This window comes from Niastella vici (assembly GCF_002077945.1).
In the GTDB taxonomy this organism is placed as follows: domain Bacteria; phylum Bacteroidota; class Bacteroidia; order Chitinophagales; family Chitinophagaceae; genus Niastella; species Niastella vici.
This window is the reverse complement of record NZ_LVYD01000068.1, coordinates 42,952-69,549: the sequence shown is the minus strand read 5'-3', so window position 1 is coordinate 69,549 and position 26,598 is coordinate 42,952. Positions and strand designations below refer to the sequence as shown.

Below are 26,598 nucleotides of genomic sequence, written 5' to 3'. Positions count from 1 at the left end.
GTATCTTAGCCTCAAACCCGCACCATGGCTACTTCCATTGCCCAAAAGTTCAAAATAAAACCCGGCTTTACCCTGCGCACCTTCAATGCGCCGGCTAACTTTAAAAAGCACCTCGGCCCCCTGCCAAATGAGGTATCCATAACCTCCAGCGGTAAAAATTTCCAGCAGCTCCACTGGTTCGTGCTCAATAAAGCCCAGCTCGATAAAGAACTGCCCAAAGTACTGCCCCTGGTAACCGGTGACGTGCTTTGCTGGTGCTATTACCCCAAAGGCTCCTCCTCCATCCAAACCGACCTCACGCGTGATAAGGGGTGGGACAATCTCCTGAAACATGAGGAGTTCCATTGGATCAGCCTGGTCTCCTTCGATGATACCTGGTCGGCTTTTGCTTTTCGCATGAAAACCGCAGCCGACGCAAAGAAACCGGCCCCACCCAAAGAACGCCCCATTCTCGACTACATTGACCCGGCAAAAAAGATCGTGCGCCTGCCCGATGACCTGACAGCGGTTCTGGTCAAAAACAAAAAGGCCAGCTCCTTCTTCGAGTCACTGTCCTTTACCAATAAGAAAGAATATGTAGAATGGGTGGTCACCGCCAAACGCGCCGAAACCAGGGAACAAAGAGTGAAAGATAGTCTCGATAGATTAAATAAAGGATGGAAGAATCCGCGAAATTTATAAAACAGCGCTAAACGTGCCACGGTTAATCCTTCGCCTTGCGCCTCCGCTAAAACTTCAGCGGCACACGAACGCCCGGGAACCCGTGGCACGTTTTTGATAGCTTACGCCCCTATGCCAGGGCGTGAAGGTGATGTACCAATGCCATCTACAAAAATTTCAATGATAATACCAATCATGTAATCCATAGAATTGTTTTTTAAGGTTTACCCTACTCTGTTACTGGCTTTTCGGAATCCGCCAAAAACATGATAAGTTTGAAACTACGCGTATTTATTGGTAAATCAGAATCTTTTTACCCTAACGGAAAACGATATGAATTTTCTTTTAACCTCGAAACAAATACATATTGCAGTTATTTCAACTCCACCTTCTTTCCCGTACGCACCGCCTCATAAATTGCATCGATGATCTTCAGGTCGCGCACCGCTTCGTCCCCATCAACCGGTACCACGGGTTGTTTGCCTTCCTGAATGATCGCCGCCATTTCATCCATTTGCACCGTCTGGTGCGTCATATGTGGTTGCGTTAATTCCCCTTTGTTCGTTCGCCCTTTTATTGGCCCATAACCCGTAGCCGGCCACAACTCGGCCCAACCTTTCTCACCATCGAGAAAAAAGCGGTCCAGGTTGTTCATACTGTAAGTCGATAAACAGGAAGCCACCGCCCCACTGGGGAAACCCAGCTGAAACTGGATGGTTTCATCAACCCCGGGTTTAAATTTTTCCGGATTGGTCTTTGTTTCCTGCGCCGTTACCCAAACCGGTTCCTCCCCCACCATATAACGCGCACCATTAATTGAATAAATACCAATATCCATCATGGCGCCACCGCCCGACAAAGCCTTGTTCAACCGCCATTGCGTGGGATCGCCAATAGTGAACCCGCTCAACCCCTGAAAGAAACCGATCTTTCCCAACTCCCCTTCCTTGCGCATCCGAATGATCTCAAGCGTCTTGGGTTCAAAATGCATCCGGTACCCTACCAGCAATTTTACATTGGCTTTTTTACAGGCATCCACCATCTCCTGCCCTTCCTTTGCATTCACCGCCATCGGCTTTTCACAAATAACATGCTTACCTGCTTTTGCCACCCGTATCACCTGATCATGATGCAGGGCATTGGGCGTTATCACATATACCGCATCGATGTCATGATTATCCTTAATGCGATCGAAATTCTCGTAATTGTAACAGTTGGCGGCCGGTATATTGTACTTCGATTGCCAGTTGGTGATCTTGGCCGGCGTACCGCTGATAACCCCGGTTAGCCGGGCCCGTTTGCAATCACGCATGGCTTCCGCCACCCGGGTGCCATAACTTCCCAATCCCATAATAGCCACCCGTAATGGCGGGCCATCCCAGGCAGGGTCCTCCTTCTTTTCATTCAATGTATAAGCATCGGCAGGTATTAATGGAAAGGCAATGGCCGAAGCCACCAGTTTTTGCAGAAAGTTTCGACGGGAATTCATACAAGGCAAGTTTTATTAAAAATAAGCAACATTGCTTTATCAACACTGCATTTAATATACCAACCTTTTTACCAATGGTAATGAATACTTACCATTGCCTGCGCCTTTGTATCGTTATTGCTGGCTGCGCTTTCCGCTCATCCCTGAAATAATCATTTTTTATAAAATATACCGGGCTTCTATCCGCTTCACGCACAGTATTAATTGTCAAAAAACCCATTTTAGGGAAATTACCGCTGTTATACTTTAACTCGGAGAAAAATGTAAGAATTAGTACAATTGAGATATGAACCGGAGCTTCCTGCTAGCGCTAATCTTTCTATCAGTCACAACAACCGCCATGAGTCAATCCTCCGATACAACGGTTGTAAAAAGATCCTATACTACCAAGCATATACAAGGCGCCATTACGTTAGATGGTATTCCCAATGAAGAAGCATGGAATGCTATTGACTGGACCGGTGATTTTACCCAGTGGAAACCCAACGAAGGCAAGGCCCCCGGCCAACCCACCCGGTTCAAGATCCTGTACGACGAAAAATATTTGTACATCGCCTACCACTGTATAGATAAATATCCCGATTCCATAATAAAACGAATGGACCGCCGCGACCAGTTCCCCGGCGACTGGGTTGAAATAAATATCGACAGCTATCACGACCACCGTACCGCTTTCTCCTTCACCCTATCGGCATCGGGCGTACGCGGCGACGAATTTGTTTCAAACAATGGCGACTTTTGGGATGTGAACTGGAACCCCATCTGGTTTGCCCAAACTCATGTTGATGAAACCGGCTGGACGGCCGAGGTAAAGATCCCGTTCAGCCAGCTCCGTTATGGTAATGAAGCCGATAAAACCTGGGGCATACAGGTTACCCGCCGCTTATTCAGGAAAGAAGAAATGAGTACCTGGCAATTTATTCCCCAGCGCTCAGCTGTATGGGTAAGCGCGTTTGGGGAGTTGAAGGGGTTGAAAAATATTCCCTTACATCGCCAGGTTGAAATAGCCCCCTACGTAACCTTCCAAACCGACAAATACAAAAAAGAAGCCGGCAACCCCTTCGCCAAAGGACTCGATACCAAACTAAACGGCGGCCTCGATGGCAAGTATGCCGTTACCAATGACCTCATCCTTGATTTCACCGTGAACCCCGATTTCGGCCAGGTAGAAGCCGACCCTTCGCAGGTGCGCATCGATGGCTTTCAGAACTTCTTTGAAGAACGCCGGCCGTTCTTTATGGAAAGCCGCAACATCTTCGATTACCAGCTCACCGGTTCCGAGGCTGGTGGCGATTATGATTCAGACCTGCTTTTCTATAGCCGCCGCATCGGCAGCTCACCCCACGGCTACCCAAATGTAACAGATAATGAATACGTGAAAATGCCGCAGAACACTTCCATCCTCGGCGCGGCCAAATTCAGTGGAAAGACCCGCAAGGGCCTGAGCATTGGGGTACTCGAAAGCGTTACCCAAAAAGAAATGGCCTCCATCGATAACAATGGCGAAAAAAGAAAAGAACTGGTAGAACCGCTCACCAGCTATTTTGTAGGCCGTTTGCAAAAAGACATTAATGGCGGAAAGACCGTCTTCGGTGGCATCTTCACAGCCGTAAACCGCGACAATGGGTTGAATGACCTGCTGCATCGCAACGCGTATTCGGGCGGACTGGATTTCATTCACACCTGGAAGAACCGCACCTGGTACATTCGTGGCAATATGGTGTTCAGCCAGGTACAGGGCAGCAAAACGGCCATCCTCAATACACAAACGGCTTTTGAACACCTGTTTCAACGACCCGGGGCCACTGAGGTATCGGTTGACAGTAACCGCACAGCACTCACCGGTACAGGCGCCACCATACGCCTGGGGAAAGCAGGTGGTAACGGAGCCGGCCGGTTTGGCCGGTTGTTCAAATTCGAGACCGGCGTAACGCTTCGCTCACCAGAGCTGGAGCTGAACGACATTGGCTTTATGCTCACGGCAAATGAGATCAATCATTTTACCTGGGCCGGTTTTCATTGGCCCAAATCGTTCCTGTTCTTTCGTACTGCACGGTTGAACTACAACCATTGGTCGCGGTGGGATTACGGTGGTAAATTCATATACCAGGCATTTAACTTTAATACCAACGCCACTTTAAAGAACAATTACCAGGTTGGTACCGGCACTACCTGGGCCGTGTTCGGCATTTCAAACAATGCCTTACGCGGCGCCTCGGCCATTCGCCGCCTGCCCGGCATCTCGTATAATTTTTTTGTCACCAGCGATTACCGCAAAAAATTTTACGTAAGCTTTAATAACACCACGTTCTGGGGATTTCAGCACACGATGAAAAACAACAATACAGATCTCACGTTATATTTTCAGCCCATCAATGCCTTGCGCGTTAGCCTGAGTGCCAGCTATGCCTATTCCTGGCGCAAACAGGACCAGTTTGTAAGCAATGTTTCCTATGGCAATACCACCCGCACCATTGTGAGCGAAGTAAAACAAAACACGTTACGGTTTGTGGGCCGCTTAACCTATAACATTACACCCGATCTTACTTTACAATATTACGGACAACCCTACATTTCCCGGCCCGTATACAGTCATTTTGCCTATGTCACCAATCCGCTGGCACATAAGCTCAACGACCGGTTCCATGTGTTCAATAATGGCGAGATCACTGAGGTGAACGGCGAATACCGGGTCGATGAACAGAAGGACGGCATCGTTGATTACAGTTTCAACAAACCCGATTTCAACTTTGTACAGTTCAGGTCAAACTTTGTGGTGCGGTGGGAATATAAACACGGTTCTGAAATATACCTGGTGTGGTCGCAAAGCAATACACCCGATGCGGAGGCCGACCTCGATAATAATGTGCCCATTGCAAAGAGCCTGTTCACAAATGCATTTGATAATAATGCGGCGAGAAATATCTTTTTGGTAAAGTGGACTTACCGATTTTTGAAATAAAGAAGTGTAAATGGAAAACAGAAGCCAGTTTAAAAACTGGCAATTGCGGATTTCGCGATTTCGGGATTTTGAGATTTGTCAGAAGGCAGAACCAAAATGAAATCTCAAAATCCCTAAATCTCAAAATCAGAAATTGAATTAAAACGAGGTACCAGCCAATACCGGCGTGCGAATACTGCCAACTTCTGCCTGTAACTTTTTTCTCTTCTGATAAAACACATACGATACAATAGCCAATGTCAGTGGCAATACCATAAACATCCAGTCGGGTTTGCCAATGGCTAAAATGGAATACGTGGCGCCAATAAGGTCAAAGAACAAACCGGCATAAGCCCATTCTTTCAGGCGGGGAAAACCTGGTACTAATATAGCCACCACACCCAGGAATTTTGCAACGCCAATGAAAGGAACAAAAAATACCGGATACCCCAGCTCTACATGCATACCCTGTATAGCCACGGGATGGCTCATGATATCGGGAATAGCAGAACCCAGCATCAGAAAAGCAAATAAACCGTTGAACACCCAGTAGAAAATGTTAGTCTTTTTCATAACAAATAGTTTAATCGTTGAATAATTTTTTTTGTTTTTATTAGCGGCCCTCGTACTCTTTTCGCTTATTGTTGCTGGTACTACCGGCCTTGTTTGTTATAACAAAACTAGGATCAAAAAACAGCTTCAACGGGGTGTGTAACTGACAATTTAAGGGGTTGTTTGCGACATGAATTAGTTACCAGTTGCCGGGTACCGGTTACCAGGACTTGAGTTTCGATTATTCTGCAAATAATCTGGTTCTCAAATTTTTTTGCCTGGCGCCTGGAAACCGGCAACCGGTAACAGAAAAAAAAGCGGACCGCTCTTTACAGAACGATCCGCATTATATTAATGATATTACCGTTAATACAACAACCGCACCTTGATGGTATCTTTCACTTCCTTCAGCAACTGCACCGCTGTATTCGACAACTTCTTGTCAATGTCCAGCACCACATACCCTATTTCATCATTCGTTTTCAGGTATTGTCCCAAAATGTTGATCTTGTTGTTCGACAAAGTGGTATTGATGGCCGACAGCACACCTGGTACGTTGCGGTGAATATGCAGAATGCGGTGGGCGCCTTCCTGTGCGGGCAGGCTTAAAGGTGGCACGGTGTGCGAACCAATGCTGCCGCCCATTTCGAGGTACTGGAACATTTTATTGCTCACATCTTCCCCAATGTTCTGTTGCGCTTCTTCGGTAGAGCCCCCGATGTGCGGCGTAAGGATCACATTAGGCAAACCCTGTAAAGGCGTGGTAAACTTATCACCGTTCTTTTCAGGCTCCCAGGGGTATACGTCAACCGCAGCCCCGCTCATTTGTCCTTCCTGTAACGCTTTGGCCAGCGCATCCAGCTCAACCACTTCGCCACGGGCATAGTTTATGAGTATAGAACCTTTCTTGAAATTCTTGATCACATTCTTGTTGATCATATTTTTGGTGGCGGCGGTTTCGGGCACATGCAGCGTTATGATATCGGCCTGGCTCACCACATCTTTCAGGGTTTTCTTGGCAATGGCATTACCCAGTGGCAGCTTGGTAACGGTATCATAAAAAATTACGTGCATCCCCATGGCTTCGGCCAGTATGCTTACCTGGGTACCGATATTTCCATACCCGATAATGCCCAGGGTTTTGCCGCGCAGCTCATAACTTCCTTTCGCATCTTTTAACCATGTTCCCTCATGCGCCGCTTTGTTCTTATCAACGATACGGCGTATCAACAATATTGATAACCCTATCACCAGCTCTGCTACCGAACGGGTATTGGAATACGGCGCATTGAACACCGCAACACCCTGTTGTTTAGCATATTTGAGATCAACCTGGTTTACACCAATACAAAAACAACCAATGGCCTGTAGTTTCTTTGCAGCATCCAGTACACGCGGCGTTATTTGCGTTTTGGATCTGATACCCAGCAAATGTACGTCCTTCACTTCACGGATCAGGTCTTCTTCACTTAATGCCCCCGTTACCTTTTTAACGGATGTGTAACCATTGTCTTTAAAGAATTTTACAGCCGTGTCAGAAATGTTCTCAAGTAGAAGAATATTTATCTTTTCCTTGGGATAACTCGTAATTTGTTTGTCGGTCATAATGAATCCTACTGCTTTTACGTTACTTATTCGCTATCTTAGTTAAAAGATTGCAAATATAGTTCATAGTTGCAGAAAACCGGGCATGAAAATAGCAGTTGACACCCTGTTACTGAGCCGATTTCTGTAACTTCGCAAATTCCGAAACCAAAAATTAATAAGTCCTGGTGAAAAACTTAGTCTGGTCATTGCTAATATTACTGGCATTGGAGAGTTGTGCAAGGGTTAACAATAAGAAAGTTACGGCTGAACCCATGAACCCCGGTGATTCTTCATCACCCGCTGCGGCGGCCACGCTTACACCCGATGAGCTGAGCTATTATAAACGCATGGTCAGCAATCATCTCGATTCAACCCTGGGCAGAACCAGGTTCAATGGCAGTGTGCTGGTAGCAAAGAACGGACAGATCGTTTATGAGGCCTACAACGGTTTCGTTGATCCCCGCACCAGGAAAGATTCTATCACCCCTTCTACCCCCTTCCATCTCGCCTCTGTATCAAAGACATTTACCGGTATGGCCACCCTGAAATTGTGGGAAGAAGGCAAGCTTAATATCGATGATCCCGTTTCAAAATATTTACCCGGTTTTCCGTTGGAAAACGTAACCGTACGGCTGTTGCTGAACCACCGCAGCGGCATTCCCAAGTACGATCATTATATGGGTGAAATGGGCTGGGATAAACACAAGATGGTCAGTAACCAGGATGTACTGGATTTCCTTATTGCCAATTACAGGAAAATCCCTATTGCAGCCGCCAATCACGGCTTCAGCTATTCCAATACCAACTTTGCGCTTTTGGCGCTTATTATAGAAAAGGTAAGCGGATTACCCTACCCAACCTATCTGAAAAAGACATTTTTCGATCCGCTGGGGATGAAGGACAGCTATGTGTTCACCCTCGCCGATTCGGCCCGCTACAAGCCTTCTTTCTATTACAGCAACCGCGAATACCGTTTTGAATTCCTCGATGCCGTATATGGCGATAAAAATGTGTACAGCACTGTTCGCGATCTGTTGAAATGGGACCAGGCCCTCAAAAATGAAGGGCTCTTTAAAAAGTCTACCCTGGAGCAGGCTTATGCCGGTTACAGCTTTGAAAAACCCGGCACCCACAATTACGGACTGGGCTGGCGCATGTACCTGCTGAAGAACGGAAAAAAACTGGTTTACCACAACGGCTGGTGGCATGGCAACCGCACTTCTTTCTATCGCATGAACGATGAAAATGCCACGGTTATAGCCCTTTGCAATAACGATTGCCGGTATGTATATAAGGTGAAGGAACTGGCCGACATCTTCGGTGATTATTTACAGAACAATGGTCACTACGACGACGAAGACCCCACAGCGGCAGGCGCATCGCCCGTTGCCCGGGCCGAAAAACCCAAACGCCGTGCACATACCACCGCCCTTAAAAGAAAAACGTCAAGCCGGCGCTCCACAGCCAAAAAGTAATTAATTTTCGGGATGCAAATTTTTGCTACCGAACAAATTAGAGCCTGGGACGAATACACCATTCGCCATGAACCCATCGCTTCTGTCGACCTTATGGAGCGGGCCGCCACTGCCTGTTATGAATGGCTGTTGCAGCACCATTACAAAGGCCGCTCATTTTCCATTTTTTGCGGAAAAGGCAACAACGGCGGCGATGGCCTGGTGATAGCCCGCCTGCTGGCCCAAAGCAATCATTCCGTTACCGTATACATTCTCGAATTTGGCCATAAAGGCACGGAAGACTTCCAGATCAACCTTGCCCGGCTGCATGAGACGGCCGCATCCATTTTGTTTATTTCTTCAAACGAAGCCATCCATCCCATTCCATCTCAGGACGTTGTGATCGACGCCTTATTGGGTTCGGGTATTAACCGCCCGGCCGACGGACTTACCGCCGAGCTTATTCAACATATTAATAATAGTGGTAATGAAGTGATCGCCATCGACATCCCCAGCGGGTTGTACGTTGACCACAGCGCCAAAGGTAATATTGTAATAAAAGCCCGGCACACCCTTAGTTTTCAGTGTTTTAAGCCGGCATTCCTGATGCCCGAAAATGCGGAAAGCATTGGCGACGTGCACCTGCTTGACATTGGCCTGCTACCCGGTTTTCTGGAACAGCAGGCAGCGCCTTTTCAACTGGTTGACCAGGCAATGGTGAGCGCCATTATTAGGCCCCGCAACCCTTTTGATCATAAAGGCGATTATGGCCATGCCGCCATTATTGCCGGCAGCTACGGCATGATGGGGGCAGCCGTGCTTTGCGCCCGCGCCTGTTTACGCAGCGGGGTTGGCAAGCTCACCTGTCATATTCCCACCCAGGGCTATACTATTATGCAGGTATCGGCGCCGGAGGCCATGTGTAGAACCGGGGAAAATCATTCCCCACATGAATTGGAAAAATATGATACAATAGGTGTTGGACCAGGCCTTGGTACGCATGTGGAAAACTTTGATCTGTTAAATTCAGTTTTTGAGCAGAACCGCCGGCCAATGGTCATCGATGCAGATGCGCTGAATTTGATTGGGCAGGAAAAAGCGCTGCTTAAGCAAATTCCACCCGGTTCTATAATAACGCCCCACCCCAAAGAGTTTGAACGGTTGTTTGGGAAAACCGCCAATGACTACGATCGCATACAACTGGCGTTGCAAAAAGCGGCCGAGTATAATATCTACATTGTTTTAAAAGGCAGATATACATTTATTGCTTCGCCCGACGGCAGGGGCTATTTCAACAGCTCGGGCAACCCGGGTATGGCTACGGGGGGAACCGGCGATGTGCTTACCGGCATTATCACCGGTTTGCTGGCGCAGAAATATTCTTCCCTGCACGCAGCCCTGGCGGGGGTTTTTCTGCACGGCCGTAGCGGCGACCTGGCAGCGGCATACAGTTCCCAGCCTTCCCTCATTGCCAGCGACCTTATTGAGTTTTTGGGGCAGGCGTATCAATCGTTGACATAAAAGTTTACCTTTGCCGCCGTTTTTAAACGCCACTTATGAAACTCGAAGAACAAATACAACAACGCAGCAACAACCAATGTGAACTGTGCAAATCTGCCGGCACATTAAAGATCTATGAAGTAGCCCCCGCGCCTCGCAATAATGCCGATGACAATATCCTCATCTGCGATAACTGCCGGGCGCAAATTGAAAGAAAAGCCGAACTGAATCCTGGCCACTGGACCTTTCTATCAGAAACCATGTGGAGCGAAGTACCGGGTATACAGGTGGTATCGTGGCGTATGCTGAACCGCTTAAAGAAGGAAAGCTGGGCCATGGATAGTCTCGATATGATGTACCTCGATGAGGAAACCCTGGCCTGGGCCAAAGCAACCGGCGATCATGATAACGACGATGCGGTTGAGCTGCATAAAGACAGCAATGGCAATCTGCTGCAAAACGGCGACACTGTCATTCTCACCAAATCACTGGATGTAAAAGGAACCAGCCTCAACGCCAAAATGGGTACGGTGGTAAAAAACATCAGACTGGTAGAAGACAATACCGAACAGATCGAAGGTAAAATTGAAGGCCAGGTGATCGTTATTCTTACGAAGTATGTAAGAAAGCAGGCATAATGGATTAATATAATTTAGTTATTATATACACTTGCAGCTTCCGGCTTGTAGCCTGAAGCTGTTTTCTTATATTGCCATATGCATAACAGTGATCCATTCTCAAAGCTGGATAATCCTGCCTGGTGGGCGCTTACCGGTGTTCAACAACAATTTGCAACCGGCACCCCACACGTAAAACGATACCAACGTGGCATCTTGCCATTTGCAGCCTGCGAACCGGGTCATACTGAAAGTATTTCATCATTACAGCAATGGCTTCAACCGGGCGAGGTCTTTTATCTTATTGGCGAATTACCACCCCTACCCACCGGCATTAGCCTTATCAAAGAATTGCCATGCGTGCAAATGGTCCTTCAAAACAAAATTGAACTACCGCCAGCGGCCATTTCCATTACAAAACTAGAGGCATCGCACAGCTCCCCCCTATTTAATCTCATCAACAAAGTACAACCGGGCTATTATGAAAAAGAAACCTGGCAGTTGGGCAACTATTTTGGCATTTGGCAACAGGATGAACTGGTTGCCTGCGCCGGTGAACGCATGCGGCTGGAGGGGTTAACTGAAATAAGCGCCATTTGTACCGACCCCGCTTATACCGGTCGTAAATATGCCCAATACCTGATCGCCCATCTTTGCAATACGAACCTTGAAGCAGGCATTATTCCCTTTCTGCATGTATTGCAAACAAACGAACGGGCCATCAGGCTGTATGAATACCTGGGTTTCAAACAAAGAAGATTGATCCCTTTCTGGCAGTTAATGGTTTCGTAACAGGCAACCTGTATCTTGCACCGGAATTTTTCTGTTAATCACCTCTATATTCAACTGGTATGATCCGCAAAACACTCCTGCTGTTTGTATCTCTTTTAATGGTAACTGTTGTAACCAACGCCCAGGCCCCGGTGGTCAGCGATCTGGGTTATCGCGGCGGTTCCATTCCCAATCTTAAGAAATTGCCCAATGCCCTGCATTTTGTGGTGTTTGGCGACTGGGGCCGCAACGGAGAAAATTACCAGAAAGAAGTGGCAGCAGGTATGGGTAAAGCGGCACATGACCTCGACGCTCAATTTGTGATCGCCACCGGCGATAACTTTTATCCCTATGGCGTTAACAGCACCCAGGATTATCACTGGATCAGCTCTTTTGAAACCATCTACCGCGCACAGTCGCTCCATGTTAAATGGTATCCCGTGCTCGGCAATCACGATTATATCAGCAACCCGCAGGCCCAGGTAGAGTATTCAAAGATCAGCTCCCGCTGGACCATGCCCGCGCGTTACTATTCGAAAAAGTTTTATATCAATGGCGATACTTCGCTGGGCGTGCTCATCGCTTTCCTCGATACCGATCCGCTCGAAAAGAAAATGCGCGGCGGCAACCTCGATTCTGCCAAATATCCGACCGGCGGCGCCGAAGCGCAGATCGCCTGGCTCGAAAGCATGTTAAACGACAATACCGTAAAATGGAAAATGGTGGTGGGGCATCATCCCGTTTACACCGGTGGCTGGCGGTATAATAGTCCCGACACAAAGAATATGCATGACCTGTTGGAACCGCTTTTCAAAAAGTATAACGTGGATGTATACATTGCCGGGCACGAACACCACCTCGAGTATTACAAACCCGAAGGCCGCACCCATTATGTAATTTCAGGCGCGGGTTCCGAGGCCAGACCGGCCTTTGTAAAGCCCACCGGCAGCCATTTCATTGCGGCACAACAGGGCTTTTGCACCTTCTCGGTTAGCCGCGATAATATCCTCGTTCAGTTCATTAATTATAAGGACGAGATCATTAAATCATTGATGATCGTTAAATAACCTCAATCCTTCGCAAACTTCACGATAAACTCCACCACCTGAAAGCAACTGCGGGCGGGACGGCCCTCGCCGGGCACCACTAACCTGAACGGTCCCTTGCCTTCGGGAATGGGTTTGTTATCGGCCTCCGTAGCCAGTATGATCGTTTTCTTTGAAAGAGCGGTATCCATTTCGGCCAGCGAGAAAAGTACGGCATAGCCATCGGCGCATTTCACCAATACGTACTTGGTGAGGTTCTCCCCATGCAATTGTTTTCCGGTGGTAACGCCGGCGCGGTTTAACAGGTCGAGCACGGGTACTCCTGTATAACTATGGTCTTTACCATCCTTGTCGGTCAACGTAACGGAGGTCCTGTTCATCTTCGCGATCTCAGCTTCATTCAACTTCAACGGCGTACCTACTTCGCCCGTAACCTGAAAAAAAGCCTGGGCATTGGCCAGGGCACATAGAACAGTCAATGAAAATACCAGGGCGAACAGTTGCTTTATGTACATACTTATTTATTTACAAATGGGTTCGAATAACGTTTATCGGTAATAAAGGTGGAATCAGTGAGCATATTCAGGAACGCGATCAGGTCTTTTTTCTCCTGTTGCGTTAAATTCAGCTGGCTGCCATGTAGCGTGTTTGAATTAATCATTACAGCGATCATATGCAGGCCAGCCGCACCCTGAGCATTTTTCTGCAGAATAACTGTAATGCCAGGGGCGTTGGCGTATTGGTGGCCCCACGCGGGTTCATGACCGTGGCCGACAGGCAGACCAAAACACCCACTATCCCAATTATTATCAGCAATGAATTACGCATATCACACTTATAAGCGGTAAATTAAATTTACAAAATTGTTCCTGCCCGTTCTGCATAGCCTTCTACAACGGTATCACTGCCCTGTAATAAGTAATTAATACAATCATTACCTTTTTGAACTTAAACAGTTAGATTTTAATCGTTATTCCCTCTAAGATATAACGGAAGGTTTATATTGTGGTAGTTTGTTATATTGATTTTTTGTAGGAAAGTTTAGAGCAGAAGTAAGACGTAGGAAGTAAGAGGTAAGAAGCTGTTGAAATTCGAGGCGCAAAGCCGGATGTTTAAAGTTCAAAATTGAAGTACGAGGATCGAAAATCAGGATCTTCATACTTCATACTTCTTACTTCATTAACCTACTTCCTCAAATAACCACTGAACACTTAATGTAGCTTTTGAGATTCTACTGTAGTTTCTGTGACTCCTGTTCCATAAACTTACGGAAGCGCTCACGTAAAGACTGGTAATATTCGATGAGCTGGCGGGCTTCTTCCGAAATAGTTGACCCGCCGCCCTTTTCGCCACCGGTGGCCGTTATCACCATGGGGCTGCCAACGATCTCATTGAGGCGGCTTACGATTTCCCAGGCCTTTTTATACGACATGCCCATTTTTTTGGCTGCCTGGTTTATAGATCCGGTTTCTTCAATGAGTAGTAATAATTCAACCGGGCCGGGACCAAAAAAGCGGGTGCCATCCCCTTCGATCCACAAACTGCCGTTCACCCTGAACGCGCCCTTGCTGAAAAGGTCCCTCATTTGTTTTTTCATGATGCAATAATAACGACTAATATAATGTTATCACACCATATGATCTTTTTCTTTTATGGGGGTAAAAGGGGATTCAATAAAAAATAACCGGCCTGCCATTATAATTAACATAGAAATAGCTTAACTTATAAACCAAACCCATTATACATACTTAAATCAATTTCCGGTTAATGGGAAAAAGTATGATTGCTACATATAACCGTTCAGGCGATGTCATTTTAGTATCTATTGAAAAAAAAACAGGTATTATAAATGCCATCTGGCCGGCAAAAGCCAGGCTGCACGGAGTGGCCGCCAAACGGTGCATCGGCAAAAAGATACAGTCCTTTCTAACCCCGGCGGCTAAAACGGCTTTTAAAACGGCCATTTCAAAAAAGCATATTCAGCCCGAAACTTTTATTGAGCTTCATCTGTGTTCGAAAAAATTACCGGCTGCCACCTATGCCTGTTCCATCTGGCATATGCGAAAACAACCACTTGTACTGGTAATACAAAACCGGCAACAACCAATAGCCATAAACGCCAGTGAACCGGCTATCGCCGTTGAGATGATTGAAAAGGCAAAAGCAGAGCAAATGGTACGGGAGGCAAAGGATAAGTTCAGGCGTATCTTTGAAAAGCTTGCCATGCCTGTTGCCGCTTATGAAATTCAGGAACCCCAACGATTTTTGTTCATCAACCCCAAATTCACCGAGTGGTTCGGCTATACGATCGAAGACATACCTGATATAGAACACTGGAGAAGGGCCGCATACCGTAACAAAACCTATTTTGAAAAAATAAAAAAAGAATGGTATGATGAATTAAGTAAAGTGCAGAATGGAGAAAAGCAACAATCCAGGCCTATTGATGCCACTATTTATTGCAGGGACGGCAGCAGCAAGGACCTGGAAATGTCTTTTACAACAGATAGCAATTTGTTGTATGTAACCTTTAACGATGTAACCGAAAGGAATTGCGCCACCAGGGCTTTACAGGAAAGTGAAAAGAAATTCAGGAACATTTCAGAACAATTGCCCATCCCCATTTGTGTATTTAGTGACCGGGAAGAAACAAAGTTCCTGAACAATGCCTTTACAGAAACGTTTGGTTATACAAAGGAAGATATTCCCAACCGAATGGAATGGCTCAAAAAAGCATTTCCCGATCCTGACGATCGCAACAAAGTGATCACCAACCGTGATTGGGAAAAGGCGCAAAGCCTTACTAAATCAAAAACATTTGTTAGCCAGTATGATGTTACGTGCAAAGACGGATCGAAAAAGACCATAGAGTTTTTTGTTTCTTTCGGTCATAGGCATATATATATAGTGGCCAACGACATCACCGGCAAAGTAAAAGTGGAACGGGAGCTGAAAGAATCGCACCACCAGCTACGGGAGCTTACCTCCTACCTCGAAAACATCAGGGAAGAAGAACGCAAACATATTTCCCGCGAAATTCATGATGAACTGGGACAGCAGTTAACCCTGCTGAAGCTCGATCTGTTACAGATGAGCAAAAAACTGAAGCCTGAAGAAGAGGAGATGATAGAAAAAATGAAACAGGCCGATCAATTGCTGTTTGAAACCATGCGATCGGTACGTAAAATAGCCACGCAGCTGCGGCCCAGCATTCTCGACAACCTGGGGCTGGTAAGTGCGCTGGAATGGCAGAGCCGGGAATTTGAAAAGAATTTTGGCATCCGGTGCATTTTTGAAAGCCTGGTTGCTGAACCTCATTTTACCACCAACCAATCCAATGCCCTGTTCAGGATTTACCAGGAAGCCCTCACCAATATTGCGCGGCATGCCCATGCCACGCAGGTAGACGCCGTGCTTTCACAGGAAGAAAACAGAATTGTGCTGGAAATTCGCGACAACGGAACAGGGTTCCGCATGGAAGACATGGCGGGCAAAAAGACCCTGGGTTTAAAAGGCATGCGCGAAAGAACGCTTATGATCGACGGCGAGTTTACTATTGATAGCAAGCCGGGCAGGGGCACCTATATACACTTGTCAATACCCATACTAATCACTAACCAGGAAATCACCCAACTGTGACAAAATTTTTAATCGCCGATGATCACAGCCTTATCCGGAAAGGCCTCAGCACTTTATTACGGGAAGAATACCCCGGCGCAGAAGTAAGCGAAGTAACCGATTCGTCGGAACTCATTAAAGAGGCCGTTGTAAAAAAATGGGACCTCATTATTTCAGATATTTCCATGCCTGGCCGCAACATCCTGGAAACCCTGCGGCAGCTGAAAAAAATATTGCCATCAACACCGGTGCTTATACTCAGTGTGCATCCCGAAGACCAGTATGTGGTGCGGGCATTAAAAGCCGGCGCCAGCGGATATTTGAATAAAGAAAGCCATCCCGATGAGCTGTTAAAAGCCGTGCGGCAATTGCTGCAGGGCAAGAAATACATCAGTGCAGAAGGCGCGGAAAAACTGGCCGCTTCATTTGGCGATGATCCCAACCAGCTACCGCACGAGAAATTAAGTGAACGGGAATTTGATGTATTAAAACGCATTGCCTCAGGAAAAACAGTATCCGAAATAGCCGCCTCCCTCTCCTTAAGCGTTAACACCATCAGCACCTACCGGTCAAGGATACTTGAAAAAATGGGCATGCAGAATAATGCGGAGTTAACATTGTATGCGGTAGAGAATAAGTTGATTTGAAAATGAAAATAAGAGACATGGAGGAACAGTTGCCTGTTACCAGTTACCTGTTACCAGGCCTTGAATTTCGATCTTTTTGATTACAATCTGGGTCTCCGAATTTTTTACCTGGTGACCGGGAACCGGAAACCGGTAACAGCTACATTCAACACTGCCTGCCACAAATTTCTAACTACTCTCCCCTGTAGTACAAACGACCACAAACAGTAAATGTCATCATGACACCAAAACAACATTTGACCCTATTGTGCGGGGAACTGGATCGTTGCATCTTTGCAGTCCAAACAACGATATGAATGAACAGCACACTCTGTATCCTCTTAATTGACGATTCTGCCTTATTCGTTCATCGTATCAAACAACTGCTATCAGAACGTTACGACGAGATCTCTATTGCAGTCGCAGGCTGCTTTGAAGAAGGCCTAACGATGTTCGCCAGAAAAACGCCACACCTTATTTTCCTTGATATCAACCTCCCCGACCGGAGCGGCATTGATATGCTGATCAAGATCAGGGAAATGAACAAGCGGGTAACAATTGTGATGCTGACGAATAACGACCCTGGTGAATACTATGAAACATGCATGCGCCTTGGAGCTGATTACTACGTAGAGAAGTCTTTGGGGTTCGACTCCATTACAGGCATAACAGAGAAGGCCCTGGAAAGCCTTGTAAAACAAAAGTAAACTAGCTATGAACAGGAGTGACGGATGGTCACAACATGACCACGCCAGCTGGCGGGGGCAGGAACCGGTGTATTATGCAATCATTGACCTGGAAGGCCGTATTCATTCAATGAATACCGCCATGAACAATGCCTTCGGACCCGGAACGCCGCGCCAACTGGATTATTTTCAATCCCTTTTATCCGAAACCGACCGGGAAGTATTCAATACCCTATTGGCCAACAACGACGGTACCCTGCAAACAATCCCTATTAATCTGTATACCTATGCCGGCCCCGAGCGGCAGTCTGTTTATAAATGGTCATTTTTTCAGCTGGTATCCGGCAAAGATCCGAAGGGATGTATCCTGTGCGCCGGACACAGCAATGACCGGGCCCTGCAGGCCGAGAATGCAACGGCCATTCAACCCCAATCCCCTACCCCGGAAAACCCCAATAATGCACTGAGCGACCTGTTACTCAAAGTGCTGGAGCATGAACGGCTGGTAATTGGACAGGAACTGCATGATAATGTGAACCAGCTGCTCTGTTCCGCCAAACTGCACCTCGACATGGTTGAAGTGTATAAGGATGAAAACCGGCAGGCAAAAAACATTACCATTCAATTACTCAAGGAAGCAATTGGAGAGATCAAGAAATTGTCGCGCGGAATGGTACTGCACAAACTGCCCAAAGATACCCTGCTTGAAAGTGTAAAAGCTTTCATTGAAGACACCAAAATAATCCACCGGATCAATATCATTTTTGGGATCCACCATTTTAATGAAGAACAACTATCCGACCATAAGAAAATTAATATTTACCGTATTCTTCAGGAACAGTTCAGGAATATCATAGAGCACAGCAGAGCCAGAACAGTGGTTATGACACTCGAAACCGATGACCGACATGTAGAGTTGATCATAGATGACGATGGCATCGGTTTCGACCCTAACCACCAGGTAGACGGGATTGGACTGATCAACATCAGAGAGCGGGCAAAACACCTGCATGGCCAATGCGATATCGTTACGGCGCCGGAAAAAGGCTGCCGGCTACACATCAGAATTCCTATATGAAAACCCATACAATACAGGATCTTTCAGACACAACCAAACACCCTGTATCATCAATGCGAAAATACTGCGCATTGTTTTTTCAAAAGCACTCCCGGCGGTAGTCGGGAAGGCTTTTGTGTTTTAGGTTTTCGTATAAAACCAAACAGGGAATGCTGAGCGATCAACATTCCCTGTTTGTTATTTAGTTTAATTACGAGCTACATTATTGCCTGTTCTCCCCATCCTTTTTAACTTCTACACCTTTGGCATCGCGTACATTTTTTTGCACCGCAATAGCGCCAAACAAAGCCAGTAAAAAAGAAAATGCATAATAACCTTTTTCGCTCGGTAAAATGGTAGCATTCCACAACCCCACTACTAACAAAATAATGGCCAGAATGGTGCAGAACCAGCTTAAGCCATAGTAGATATCAGTAACAGGAATACCTTCCAGTCTGTCGCGAACACTTTTTTGAACAGAGATAACAGCAAAAAGACCGAACATTAAAACCGTAAAATAATATCCCTTTTCATTCAATTGCATTTCGGCGCGCCATAAGCCAATCAAAAAGCCGAGCATACCGGCGCCAAGGGCAATCCACGAGGCAGCAATAAAGGCGTTTGAGGGTTTTTGGTTCATTAGTTGTTTTTTAAGGTTAAATAGGAACCGACCGGTAAAAATACCAAAATAAAGATAGATTCAAAACCTATAAAATATTCCTAAAAAAGTGTACAGCAAGCCAAAATACCACATTACGGGAATGCCAAAATGGTTATAACATATAATATATCTACCTTTAACCACCGCAAAAACAGTTTGTCCCCGTTGATAACACTACCATATCCGCATCCTGCCATTTAGTAACCCATTTAAAGGGAGAATGAACATGCAAAAGATCATATTAACGGCAACAGTTGTGCTGGTTGTTTTTGTCCTGCTGTTTTCGTGCAGGGAACGGCAACTGCCCCAGCTTGCCAAAGAGATCAGCGCCATCAACCTGAAAACAGGCAATGTGGTTTTATGTGGCCCCGATGATAAAAGTGTAGGTAAAGTATCGTTTATAATATCAGGTGATGACAGCATCAAAAAGCAATTCAATTTTGCCATAGCCCTTTTACACTCCTTCGAATACGATGAAGCCGAAAAAGCATTTGCGCAGATCATTAACCGCGACCCGCATTGCGCCATGGCATATTGGGGTGTTGCCATGTGCAATTATCATCCATTATGGACACCACCCGAAACGCCGGAACTGATCAAAGGCAATAAAGCACTGGAAGTGGCCCGGTCAATAGAAGCAAAAACAACCAGGGAATCGGATTACATCAACGCCTTATCAACCTATTACAGCAATTGGGAAAAAGCAGATCACCGTACCCGTTGCCTGCAGTATGAAGCAGCGATGAAAACCCTGTACGAGCGATATCCCAACGATAAAGAAGCAGCGATCTTTTATGCACTGGCGCTGGATGCCGCCGCTGACCCTGCCGATAAAACGTATGCCAAACAAAAAAAGGCCGGCCAGATCCTCAACAGCCTGTACCCCAGCGCGCCCCTCCATCCCGGCATCATTCATTATATTATTCATACGTACGATGTGCCCGAACTGGCCGAACTGGCCTTACCGGCAGCCCGCAAATATGCATCCGTAGCGCCGGCATCGGCACATGCGCAACACATGCCCTCGCATATTTTCACCCGGTTGGGTTTGTGGGATGAAAGCATAGCCAGCAACCTGGCATCCATTGCCGCCGCCAAATGCTATGCCGAAAGTGCAGGCATTAAAGGCCATTGGGATGAAGAATTACATGGCATGGATTACCTCGTATATGCGTATCTGCAAAAGAAAGAAATAAAAAAAGCAAAAGAACAATGGGATTACCTGAACACCTTCAATAATGTGAGCCCCCCGAATATGAAAGGGGCGTATACATTTGCCGCTATCCCTGCCCGGTATGTGCTCGAGAACCGGTTATGGAAGGAAGCTTCCCAACTGAACACCACACCGGCTGGTTTTCCCATGCAACAATTTCCCTGGCAAAGTGGCATCATCCATTTTGCCCGGCTGCTTGGTTTTGTACATATAAATAAATTAGACAGCGCCAAAAACGAACTGGCCGTTTTGAACCGGTTACGGAACGAGCTGCTGGCCAAAAAAGAAAGCTATAAAGCCAACCAGCTCGACATACAGATAAAAGCTTCAGAAGGCTGGATAGCCCTGAAAGAAGGCAATAATACAGTGGCGTTGGAAAAAATGAACCAGTCGGCCGATATGGAAGACAAGACTGAAAAACACCCCGTAACGCCCGGTGAAGTATTACCGGCGCGGGAGCTGCTGGCCGATATGTACCTGGAATTGAAACAAAGCGACAAAGCGCTGGATGCCTACCAGGCTGATCTGGAAAAACATCCCAACAGGTATAATGGCTTGAACGGCGCGGCCCAATCCGCAGCATTATGCGGAAAAAAGGACCTGAGTGATTATTATACCAAACAACTGGCAGCAGTGACCGCTGTTAAGAACCAGACGGTGGTGAAGGCGGAATGAGCAATTTTTTGATGTGTATACACGTTGTAAATAGAATCATTTAAATATACCAAACCCCTTTGTATGAAGCACATCAAATACCTGAACTCAGTACTGGGGTATTAACTACGGTATACCGGTATATGTTAAAAATAAGTGAACGCTGACCTGTTTATAGCCTGCAAAAAGCTGCACTGATCTAAACGAACAGTGCGGCTTTTTTTCAACATCTACTTTTCATGTCGCAATCCACCTCAAATTTGTCGCAATTGCCTCCCTGCGTATTAAGTATTTCGGTTTAAGTTTACCGCCGAAATCAACACAAGCTTTATGAAGAAACCTATGAAGTCAGCGATGGGCTTTATATTTGTCACATTACTCATCGATGTAATGGGATGGGGCCTTATTATACCTGTAATGGCCGATCTTATTGCGCAATTAAAAGGTATTCCCGTTAACCAGGCCAGTACTTATGGCGCTCTTTTATTATCAGTTTTTGCTATTGTTCAATTCTTGTTTGCACCCGTTATAGGCAACCTTAGTGACCGGTACGGCCGCCGCCCGATCTTGCTGTTGTCATTATTGGGTTTCGGCTTTGACTACATCATCCTGGCGCTGGCGCCCAGTTATGGCTGGTTGTTTTTAGGGCGTATCATTGCCGGTATTACCGGGGCCAGCTTTACGACTGCCTCCGCCTATATTGCAGATGTTAGTCCCGATGATGCCTCAAGGGCCAAGAACTTCGGCCTTATCGGTGCTGCCTTTGGGTTAGGCTTTGTGTTAGGTCCGGCATTGGGAGCCCTGCTGGCAACCTGGGGCATCAGAGCGCCTTTTTATGCAGCAGCAGCACTTTGTTTGCTTAACTGTTTATACGGATATTTCTTATTGCCAGAATCTTTAAGCAAAGAAAACCGCCGGACTTTTGAATGGAAACGTGCCAATCCATTTGGCTCATTAAAGTTTTTGACTGCGCATCCAGAGATCAGAGGGCTGGCGTTTAGCTTTTTTCTGATCTATCTTGGCAGCCAGGCGGTACAGGGTAACTGGAACTTTTTCACCATCTACCGGTTTCACTGGACCGAAAAAATGGTTGGTATTTCCCTGGCCATCGTGGGTGTTTTGGTAGGAGCAGTTCAGGGCGGATTAACCAGGGTAACCGTACCTAAATTGGGTAATGAAAAAAGCATCTACTTCGGTTTAAGCCTTTATACGCTGGGGTTGATCCTGTTCGCATTTGCCACACAAAGCTGGATGATGTTTGCATTTTTGATCCCGTATTGTCTCGGTGGCATTTGTGGCCCTTCGTTACAATCTGTTATTTCGGTACATGTACCGCCCAATCAACAGGGCGAGCTGCAGGGTGCGCTTACCAGTTTAATGAGCCTTACTACTGTTATTGGGCCCTTGCTCATGAACAGTACGTTTGCATATTTTACGTCGAACAAAGCCCCCTATTATTTCCCCGGGATACATTTTTTGATTGGCGCCGTGTGCATGTTGTTAAGCATTATTATTATCTGGAAGGTGCTTAGCCGGGAACGGAGAGAACAACCCGGGCTATCAAAAGCAATTGCGGGTGCGGGTAAATTTAGTGAAACGCCGGTACATTAAATATTTTTAACCTTTGTTCAATTTATTAACCCAGGTGCATGAACGGGCAGAAAGCCCGCGCTAGTTTTGTTGCATAATCAATAAACAATGCAACATATAGTATTTAACATCGTGCTGTTATCACATTTTATCTGTTTCCTGGGTTACGTATTTTCATTAGCCACATTATGGAAAACTTATAATACCCAGGTAAGGGACAAAAAAAGTCTTATCCTGGGTATTTTAATTTTAGTGACCGGTATATTACTTGTAGTGATGAAAGCTCCTAATATCAATTATTTCAAGGTGGTGCCCAAAACAAGTATGTTCGCGATCGTTACAGCCATAAATATAAAATTCGAAAAAAAGCCCTACTCCAAAACGGCCTATTATGCACTGATCGGTTTAACGCTGGCAGCGGCCTGTCTGGCTGTTTGGCGGATGTAGGGAACTATTTTTTATTTCCTCTTATTCAACCAAAAACCAATATCGAATTGCGTCAGCAAAGTGAGCTCCTTATATACATAGTTTTGCTGATGGCCGCTGGGGGTCGGTATAGGTTGATTTTGCGAAGGCAATAGCCGGGCCTACATTGAGATCGATACTGATCCTGCTGCGATCGAAATTTCTTTGTAATCCCCACACTGCACCCAATGTGTTCATCGTGCGATAATGTTTTTCCATATCATAATCCGAGTTGACAGGATGTTTCGACAAAACCGTTCGGTCAACAACGCCAATATAATTCATGGAGTTTAGCTCAGTCCTTTTCTTTTTCCGCTGGCGCTTTCCGCCATTATAATAAAACCGGTATTGCAAATACACAGCCGGGTCAACATAAAAAGAAGCATCTGAATTGTAACCGCCAAATCCGTCAGAAATGTCAAGGGAGAAATTGATGGCCGGGAATACCTGTCCATACAGGGTTTGGTACCTTCCAATCCTTTTTTCATAAGAAAGGCCAGGATGAAACGTGACCTTTGTAATATCGGTTACATCCGGAACGGTCACTTGGGGTAAGTTTTGCGAAAAGGCCGTTGATGTTAATGGTATTAATACAAGTGCAAGTAAAGTTTTACGATACATGGTTGTTTTTGTAGGTTAAGAATGCCTGTAAAGTAGATAATTTAAGGGCATTCATAACCGGCACGCATAGCGAATACCATTAATTGGTCTTTTTTTAAGAAATGGGTGTTTAATATGTTAAAGGCATCTGAAAAAGCAAGGCATCTTTTGACCTGGAGCTTATTCAAAAGATGCCTTGTTACGGCGCAAAAAAAACGCTCGAAGCTAACGACTAAAGCCTGTTCAACTGCCAAAGCTGGTTAGAACCGTTTGCAAAAGTATATTGCTGTATCAGCGCCCCACTGCTGGTGATAGTACCTTAAGGGTTAGCAATAACAATAGAAGGGTCCCAGTTATCGGTAACGGGTGAACTGGCATAGGTGGTCTTCAGTACGGTTTTAAAATTGCTATAATTAGCAGCTTCCGAGCTGGTCAGCAATCTGCTCCAGGAAACGCGGCCCGAGGTGGAGGCGCCGGCGCCCCTATTATTATATTCGCGATACCTGGCTGTGGCATCGTTTGAGGAGCTTCCCCAATCGCTCCATCCTGCCGCCGCAATGATCGAAGACAGCGAACTGTTCAAAAAAGCAGTGGCGGCATAAGGTCTCCAGGTTCTACCCATAACGGTAGATACGCCGGAAGCACCGGTAACCGTACAGTTATTGAATACAAGACCATAAGTAACGTAGCTTTCGGTGCTGGCTGCGGTTAATGCGGTTCCGCCATAACTGTAAATACTACAACCATCAAAAAAGGCGGTGGCTGGTCCAAAAATAAAATCAGTTGTTCCTTCTATATAGCAATTCTTACAATACACTCGCACGTAGCCTGCATACCAGGTGTCCTGGCGGCCGAGAAAACGGCAGTTATTAAAAACGCATTTATCGCCGCTGATGTTAATGGCAAGCGCCTGCCCTACCGGGCCCGAGGAGTTCTCAAAAACAATATTCTGGGCATAGAAACCTTCGGCTTTTATAAAAGTACTCGCAGAGCCACTGGTTCCATACGCTGCGCCGGTAGCCGGATTGATCTTGCTGGCGTAATTGTCGTAAGTAAGTTTAACGCCGGTGGCGCTTTCCCCAATAATGGAGACGTTCTTTTTTGTAGACGCCAACGTGATCACTTCTTTATAAGTGCCATTCTTAATTTTGATGACAGTGCGGGTACTGCTGTTGTTAGCCACCGCATTCAGCGCGGCCTGAACAGTGGTATAGTTCCCGCTGCCGTCTTTGGCCACAACTATAGTGGTAGCCTCGGTGGTGGCCAGTCTGTTTTCATTAGCGGTGGTTGCTATGTCCTGTGATTTTTTGCAGGAAAAAACACCGGCTAATACCGGGATCAGTAAAAGGGATTTTACAAGTTTCATGGTTGATTGGTTTTATGGTAAAAAAATGGTTGTAGTATCAGCAAAAGGAATTATTGCGCGGCGCCTGTGGTTAAATTAATGCCGGTGATCGTTGAAGAATAGGTACTCACAAATGCATTGCCGCTGGACACCGTAATCTTTGACCCGTTTATAAAAGAAGCCCCATTAATATAGTTAGCCGTCATGCCGGTGGAGGCAGTAATTTTTACATTGTCAAAAACCAGGTCGCCCATGGGTTTTTCCGGCACGGCCCATAAAAACCCGGCCCTGGTGGCGCCTGTTGCCGTAATATTTTTGAAGGTCATATGTTTCCATACCGGCGTGGTAGTGGTTACTGTTTGCGCTGCATCTGCTGTTGGGCTCGAAGGGATCGTATTATCGGGATAATATTCACACATAAAAAAGGGCGTGGGCACATTGGTCATCGTCAGGTTTGTATAGGTGAGATATTGCACGGTGCCACTGCGGGTGCGGTTCGATTTCATGCGGATGCCATTACCTGTACCGTTAAAAGTACAATTATCAACGGTTATGTGATCGATGTTGGCCGTATAACTGCCAATCGACAGGCCATGTCCGGCCCCGAACGTACAACCGGTAATGGTCACATACTTACTGTTGTTATTCATGGCAATATTATCATCACCGCAACTGATAGTACAATTGGTGATATTAATATTGGGCGACCAGGTATCGATGCCGTCGGTATTGGGTGAATTGGAAGGCGAGCTGATCGTAACGCCTGAGATCGTAACACTGTTGTTGTTCTTGCTTACACTGATATGGCTGTTGGGTGCATTCTGAATGGTGATACCTGAAATTTCAACAGTAGTGGCACTGGTAAAACCGATCATGGCCGGCCTTGCAATGGCGTTTCCAGACGCTTTTGTCGAGTTGTAGGCGCTCCACCAGGCAGCCCCCTGCCCTTCCAGGGTTCCGGCGCCGCTCACTTTAACATTGGTGAGGCCGGTAAGGTCTATAAATGATGCAACGTCTGCGGTTCCACCCGAACCCGGATAAGTTCCATAAGCCAATGCTTTCAGCACGGCGCCACTGGAGATCTGTAAGCCTACATTGTTCTTTAATTTGAGCGGACCACACAAAAATGTTCCGGAAGGCACCACTACGGTTCCGCCCCCGGCTGCAGAAGCGGCATTTATTGCATTCAGCACAGCCGTTGTATTATCGGAAGAACCGGTTGATGCGCCGTAACTGGTGATGTTAAAAGTGCCGGCGGGAATGCTGGGTACAGAAACTGATTCAGTGGAGGGTGTTCGCGAGTCGGTGGTGTTAGTGGAAGGCGTCTCTTTTTTACTACAGGCTGCCATAAGGAGGCAAACCATTGGTACCGTTACCATAGTTTTTTTCATACGTAATCGTTTTTTGTTGGTTGTTATAAATGATACCGAACCATCAAAGCCCGGGCTTGTTGTTGATGGTTTTGC

The 26,598-nt window shown here is 46.3% G+C and carries 25 protein-coding genes; 15 read left to right on the top strand and 10 right to left on the bottom strand.

The window, feature by feature from the left end; all coding sequences use genetic code 11:
• The first annotated feature begins 24 nt into the window (after positions 1-24).
• Positions 25-681 carry a YdeI/OmpD-associated family protein gene (locus tag A3860_RS30395; RefSeq protein WP_081153797.1) on the top strand — a complete coding sequence of 219 codons (657 nt, stop codon included), beginning with the start codon at positions 25-27 and terminating at the stop codon, positions 679-681.
• Positions 682-1,033: 352 nt separating this feature from the next.
• On the opposite strand, the gene A3860_RS30390 is transcribed toward A3860_RS30395, so the two are convergent.
• The gene (locus A3860_RS30390) at positions 1,034-2,149 is read right to left on the bottom strand and encodes a Gfo/Idh/MocA family protein (protein ID WP_081153795.1); all 1,116 of its coding nucleotides are present in this window, start codon (positions 2,147-2,149) and stop codon (positions 1,034-1,036) included.
• A gap of 340 nt (positions 2,150-2,489) precedes the next feature.
• Between A3860_RS30390 and A3860_RS30385 the strand changes: the two genes are divergently transcribed.
• Positions 2,490-5,111: a DUF5916 domain-containing protein gene (locus tag A3860_RS30385; protein WP_216823544.1), complete on the top strand. Its 2,622-nt coding sequence runs from the start codon at positions 2,490-2,492 to the stop codon at positions 5,109-5,111.
• A 138-nt stretch (positions 5,112-5,249) separates the two neighbouring features.
• Here the strand turns inward: A3860_RS30385 and A3860_RS30380 are convergent, their stop codons facing one another.
• Together A3860_RS30380 and serA are read right to left on the bottom strand one after the other, a co-directional pair.
• Entirely contained in the window at positions 5,250-5,663 is a 414-nt protein-coding gene (locus tag A3860_RS30380; protein ID WP_081153791.1) for a DoxX family protein, read from the bottom strand.
• A 345-nt stretch (positions 5,664-6,008) separates the two neighbouring features.
• Entirely contained in the window at positions 6,009-7,247 is a 1,239-nt protein-coding gene (gene serA, locus A3860_RS30370) for a phosphoglycerate dehydrogenase (RefSeq protein WP_081153787.1), read from the bottom strand.
• A 167-nt stretch (positions 7,248-7,414) separates the two neighbouring features.
• Here serA and A3860_RS30365 point away from each other — a divergent pair, with 167 nt between their 5' ends.
• The 5 genes from A3860_RS30365 (at position 7,415) to A3860_RS30345 (ending at position 12,638) form a co-directional block, all read left to right on the top strand.
• Entirely contained in the window at positions 7,415-8,704 is a 1,290-nt protein-coding gene (locus A3860_RS30365; RefSeq protein WP_143774334.1) for a serine hydrolase domain-containing protein, read from the top strand.
• A gap of 12 nt (positions 8,705-8,716) precedes the next feature.
• Positions 8,717-10,204: an NAD(P)H-hydrate dehydratase gene (locus A3860_RS30360; protein WP_081153783.1), complete on the top strand. Its 1,488-nt coding sequence runs from the start codon at positions 8,717-8,719 to the stop codon at positions 10,202-10,204.
• 35 nt (positions 10,205-10,239) lie between these two features.
• Positions 10,240-10,821, top strand: coding sequence for a PhnA domain-containing protein (locus A3860_RS30355; RefSeq protein ID WP_081153781.1), 582 nt, complete (start codon positions 10,240-10,242; stop codon positions 10,819-10,821).
• 78 nt (positions 10,822-10,899) lie between these two features.
• Positions 10,900-11,592 carry a GNAT family N-acetyltransferase gene (locus A3860_RS30350; RefSeq protein WP_081153779.1) on the top strand — a complete coding sequence of 231 codons (693 nt, stop codon included), beginning with the start codon at positions 10,900-10,902 and terminating at the stop codon, positions 11,590-11,592.
• Positions 11,593-11,651: 59 nt separating this feature from the next.
• Positions 11,652-12,638, top strand: a complete 987-nt coding sequence (locus A3860_RS30345; RefSeq protein WP_081153777.1) for a purple acid phosphatase family protein — start codon at positions 11,652-11,654, stop codon at positions 12,636-12,638.
• A gap of 2 nt (positions 12,639-12,640) precedes the next feature.
• Here the strand turns inward: A3860_RS30345 and A3860_RS30340 are convergent, their stop codons facing one another.
• Positions 12,641-13,132 (bottom strand): molybdopterin-dependent oxidoreductase, encoded by a 492-nt coding sequence (locus A3860_RS30340; RefSeq protein WP_216823543.1) that lies wholly within the window; start codon positions 13,130-13,132, stop codon positions 12,641-12,643.
• A 2-nt stretch (positions 13,133-13,134) separates the two neighbouring features.
• On the bottom strand, positions 13,135-13,278 hold the full coding sequence (locus A3860_RS40735) for a hypothetical protein (protein ID WP_216823542.1): 144 nt from the start codon (positions 13,276-13,278) through the stop codon (positions 13,135-13,137).
• A gap of 12 nt (positions 13,279-13,290) precedes the next feature.
• Here A3860_RS40735 and A3860_RS41310 point away from each other — a divergent pair, with 12 nt between their 5' ends.
• Complete coding sequence (locus tag A3860_RS41310) at positions 13,291-13,458, top strand: hypothetical protein (RefSeq protein ID WP_158085412.1); 168 nt, start codon at positions 13,291-13,293, stop codon at positions 13,456-13,458.
• A gap of 390 nt (positions 13,459-13,848) precedes the next feature.
• On the opposite strand, the gene A3860_RS30335 is transcribed toward A3860_RS41310, so the two are convergent.
• Positions 13,849-14,214 carry a winged helix-turn-helix domain-containing protein gene (locus A3860_RS30335; RefSeq protein WP_245843667.1) on the bottom strand — a complete coding sequence of 122 codons (366 nt, stop codon included), beginning with the start codon at positions 14,212-14,214 and terminating at the stop codon, positions 13,849-13,851.
• A 170-nt stretch (positions 14,215-14,384) separates the two neighbouring features.
• Between A3860_RS30335 and A3860_RS30330 the strand changes: the two genes are divergently transcribed.
• The 4 genes from A3860_RS30330 to A3860_RS30315 all read left to right on the top strand — a co-directional run bounded on the left by A3860_RS30330 (position 14,385) and on the right by A3860_RS30315 (position 18,625).
• Complete coding sequence (locus A3860_RS30330) at positions 14,385-16,256, top strand: PAS domain-containing sensor histidine kinase (RefSeq protein WP_081153775.1); 1,872 nt, start codon at positions 14,385-14,387, stop codon at positions 16,254-16,256.
• A complete protein-coding gene (locus tag A3860_RS30325) occupies positions 16,253-16,882 on the top strand; it encodes a response regulator (protein ID WP_081153773.1) in 630 nt (209 codons plus the stop codon). The genes A3860_RS30330 and A3860_RS30325 overlap by 4 nt, the downstream gene beginning before the upstream one ends.
• Before the next feature lie 296 nt (positions 16,883-17,178).
• Positions 17,179-17,568, top strand: a complete 390-nt coding sequence (locus A3860_RS30320; RefSeq protein WP_081153771.1) for a response regulator — start codon at positions 17,179-17,181, stop codon at positions 17,566-17,568.
• Between the two features lie 7 nt (positions 17,569-17,575).
• A complete protein-coding gene (locus A3860_RS30315; RefSeq protein WP_081153769.1) occupies positions 17,576-18,625 on the top strand; it encodes a sensor histidine kinase in 1,050 nt (349 codons plus the stop codon).
• A gap of 202 nt (positions 18,626-18,827) precedes the next feature.
• On the opposite strand, the gene yiaA is transcribed toward A3860_RS30315, so the two are convergent.
• Positions 18,828-19,244, bottom strand: a complete 417-nt coding sequence (gene yiaA, locus A3860_RS30310) for an inner membrane protein YiaA (RefSeq protein ID WP_081153767.1) — start codon at positions 19,242-19,244, stop codon at positions 18,828-18,830.
• 247 nt (positions 19,245-19,491) lie between these two features.
• Between yiaA and A3860_RS30305 the strand changes: the two genes are divergently transcribed.
• From A3860_RS30305 to A3860_RS30295, 3 genes are all read left to right on the top strand, one after another.
• Positions 19,492-21,153: a hypothetical protein gene (locus tag A3860_RS30305; RefSeq protein ID WP_143774333.1), complete on the top strand. Its 1,662-nt coding sequence runs from the start codon at positions 19,492-19,494 to the stop codon at positions 21,151-21,153.
• A gap of 309 nt (positions 21,154-21,462) precedes the next feature.
• Positions 21,463-22,743 carry a TCR/Tet family MFS transporter gene (locus A3860_RS30300; protein ID WP_081153763.1) on the top strand — a complete coding sequence of 427 codons (1,281 nt, stop codon included), beginning with the start codon at positions 21,463-21,465 and terminating at the stop codon, positions 22,741-22,743.
• 87 nt (positions 22,744-22,830) lie between these two features.
• Positions 22,831-23,169 (top strand): hypothetical protein, encoded by a 339-nt coding sequence (locus tag A3860_RS30295; RefSeq protein WP_081153761.1) that lies wholly within the window; start codon positions 22,831-22,833, stop codon positions 23,167-23,169.
• Positions 23,170-23,238: 69 nt separating this feature from the next.
• Here A3860_RS30295 and A3860_RS30290 read toward each other — a convergent pair whose 3' ends face one another.
• The 3 genes from A3860_RS30290 to A3860_RS30280 form a co-directional block, all read right to left on the bottom strand.
• On the bottom strand, positions 23,239-23,733 hold the full coding sequence (locus A3860_RS30290) for a hypothetical protein (protein WP_143774332.1): 495 nt from the start codon (positions 23,731-23,733) through the stop codon (positions 23,239-23,241).
• Between the two features lie 373 nt (positions 23,734-24,106).
• Positions 24,107-25,153: a pectinesterase family protein gene (locus A3860_RS30285; protein WP_081153757.1), complete on the bottom strand. Its 1,047-nt coding sequence runs from the start codon at positions 25,151-25,153 to the stop codon at positions 24,107-24,109.
• Between the two features lie 50 nt (positions 25,154-25,203).
• Positions 25,204-26,523 (bottom strand): glycoside hydrolase family 28 protein, encoded by a 1,320-nt coding sequence (locus A3860_RS30280; protein WP_081153755.1) that lies wholly within the window; start codon positions 26,521-26,523, stop codon positions 25,204-25,206.
• Positions 26,524-26,598 lie beyond the last annotated feature (75 nt).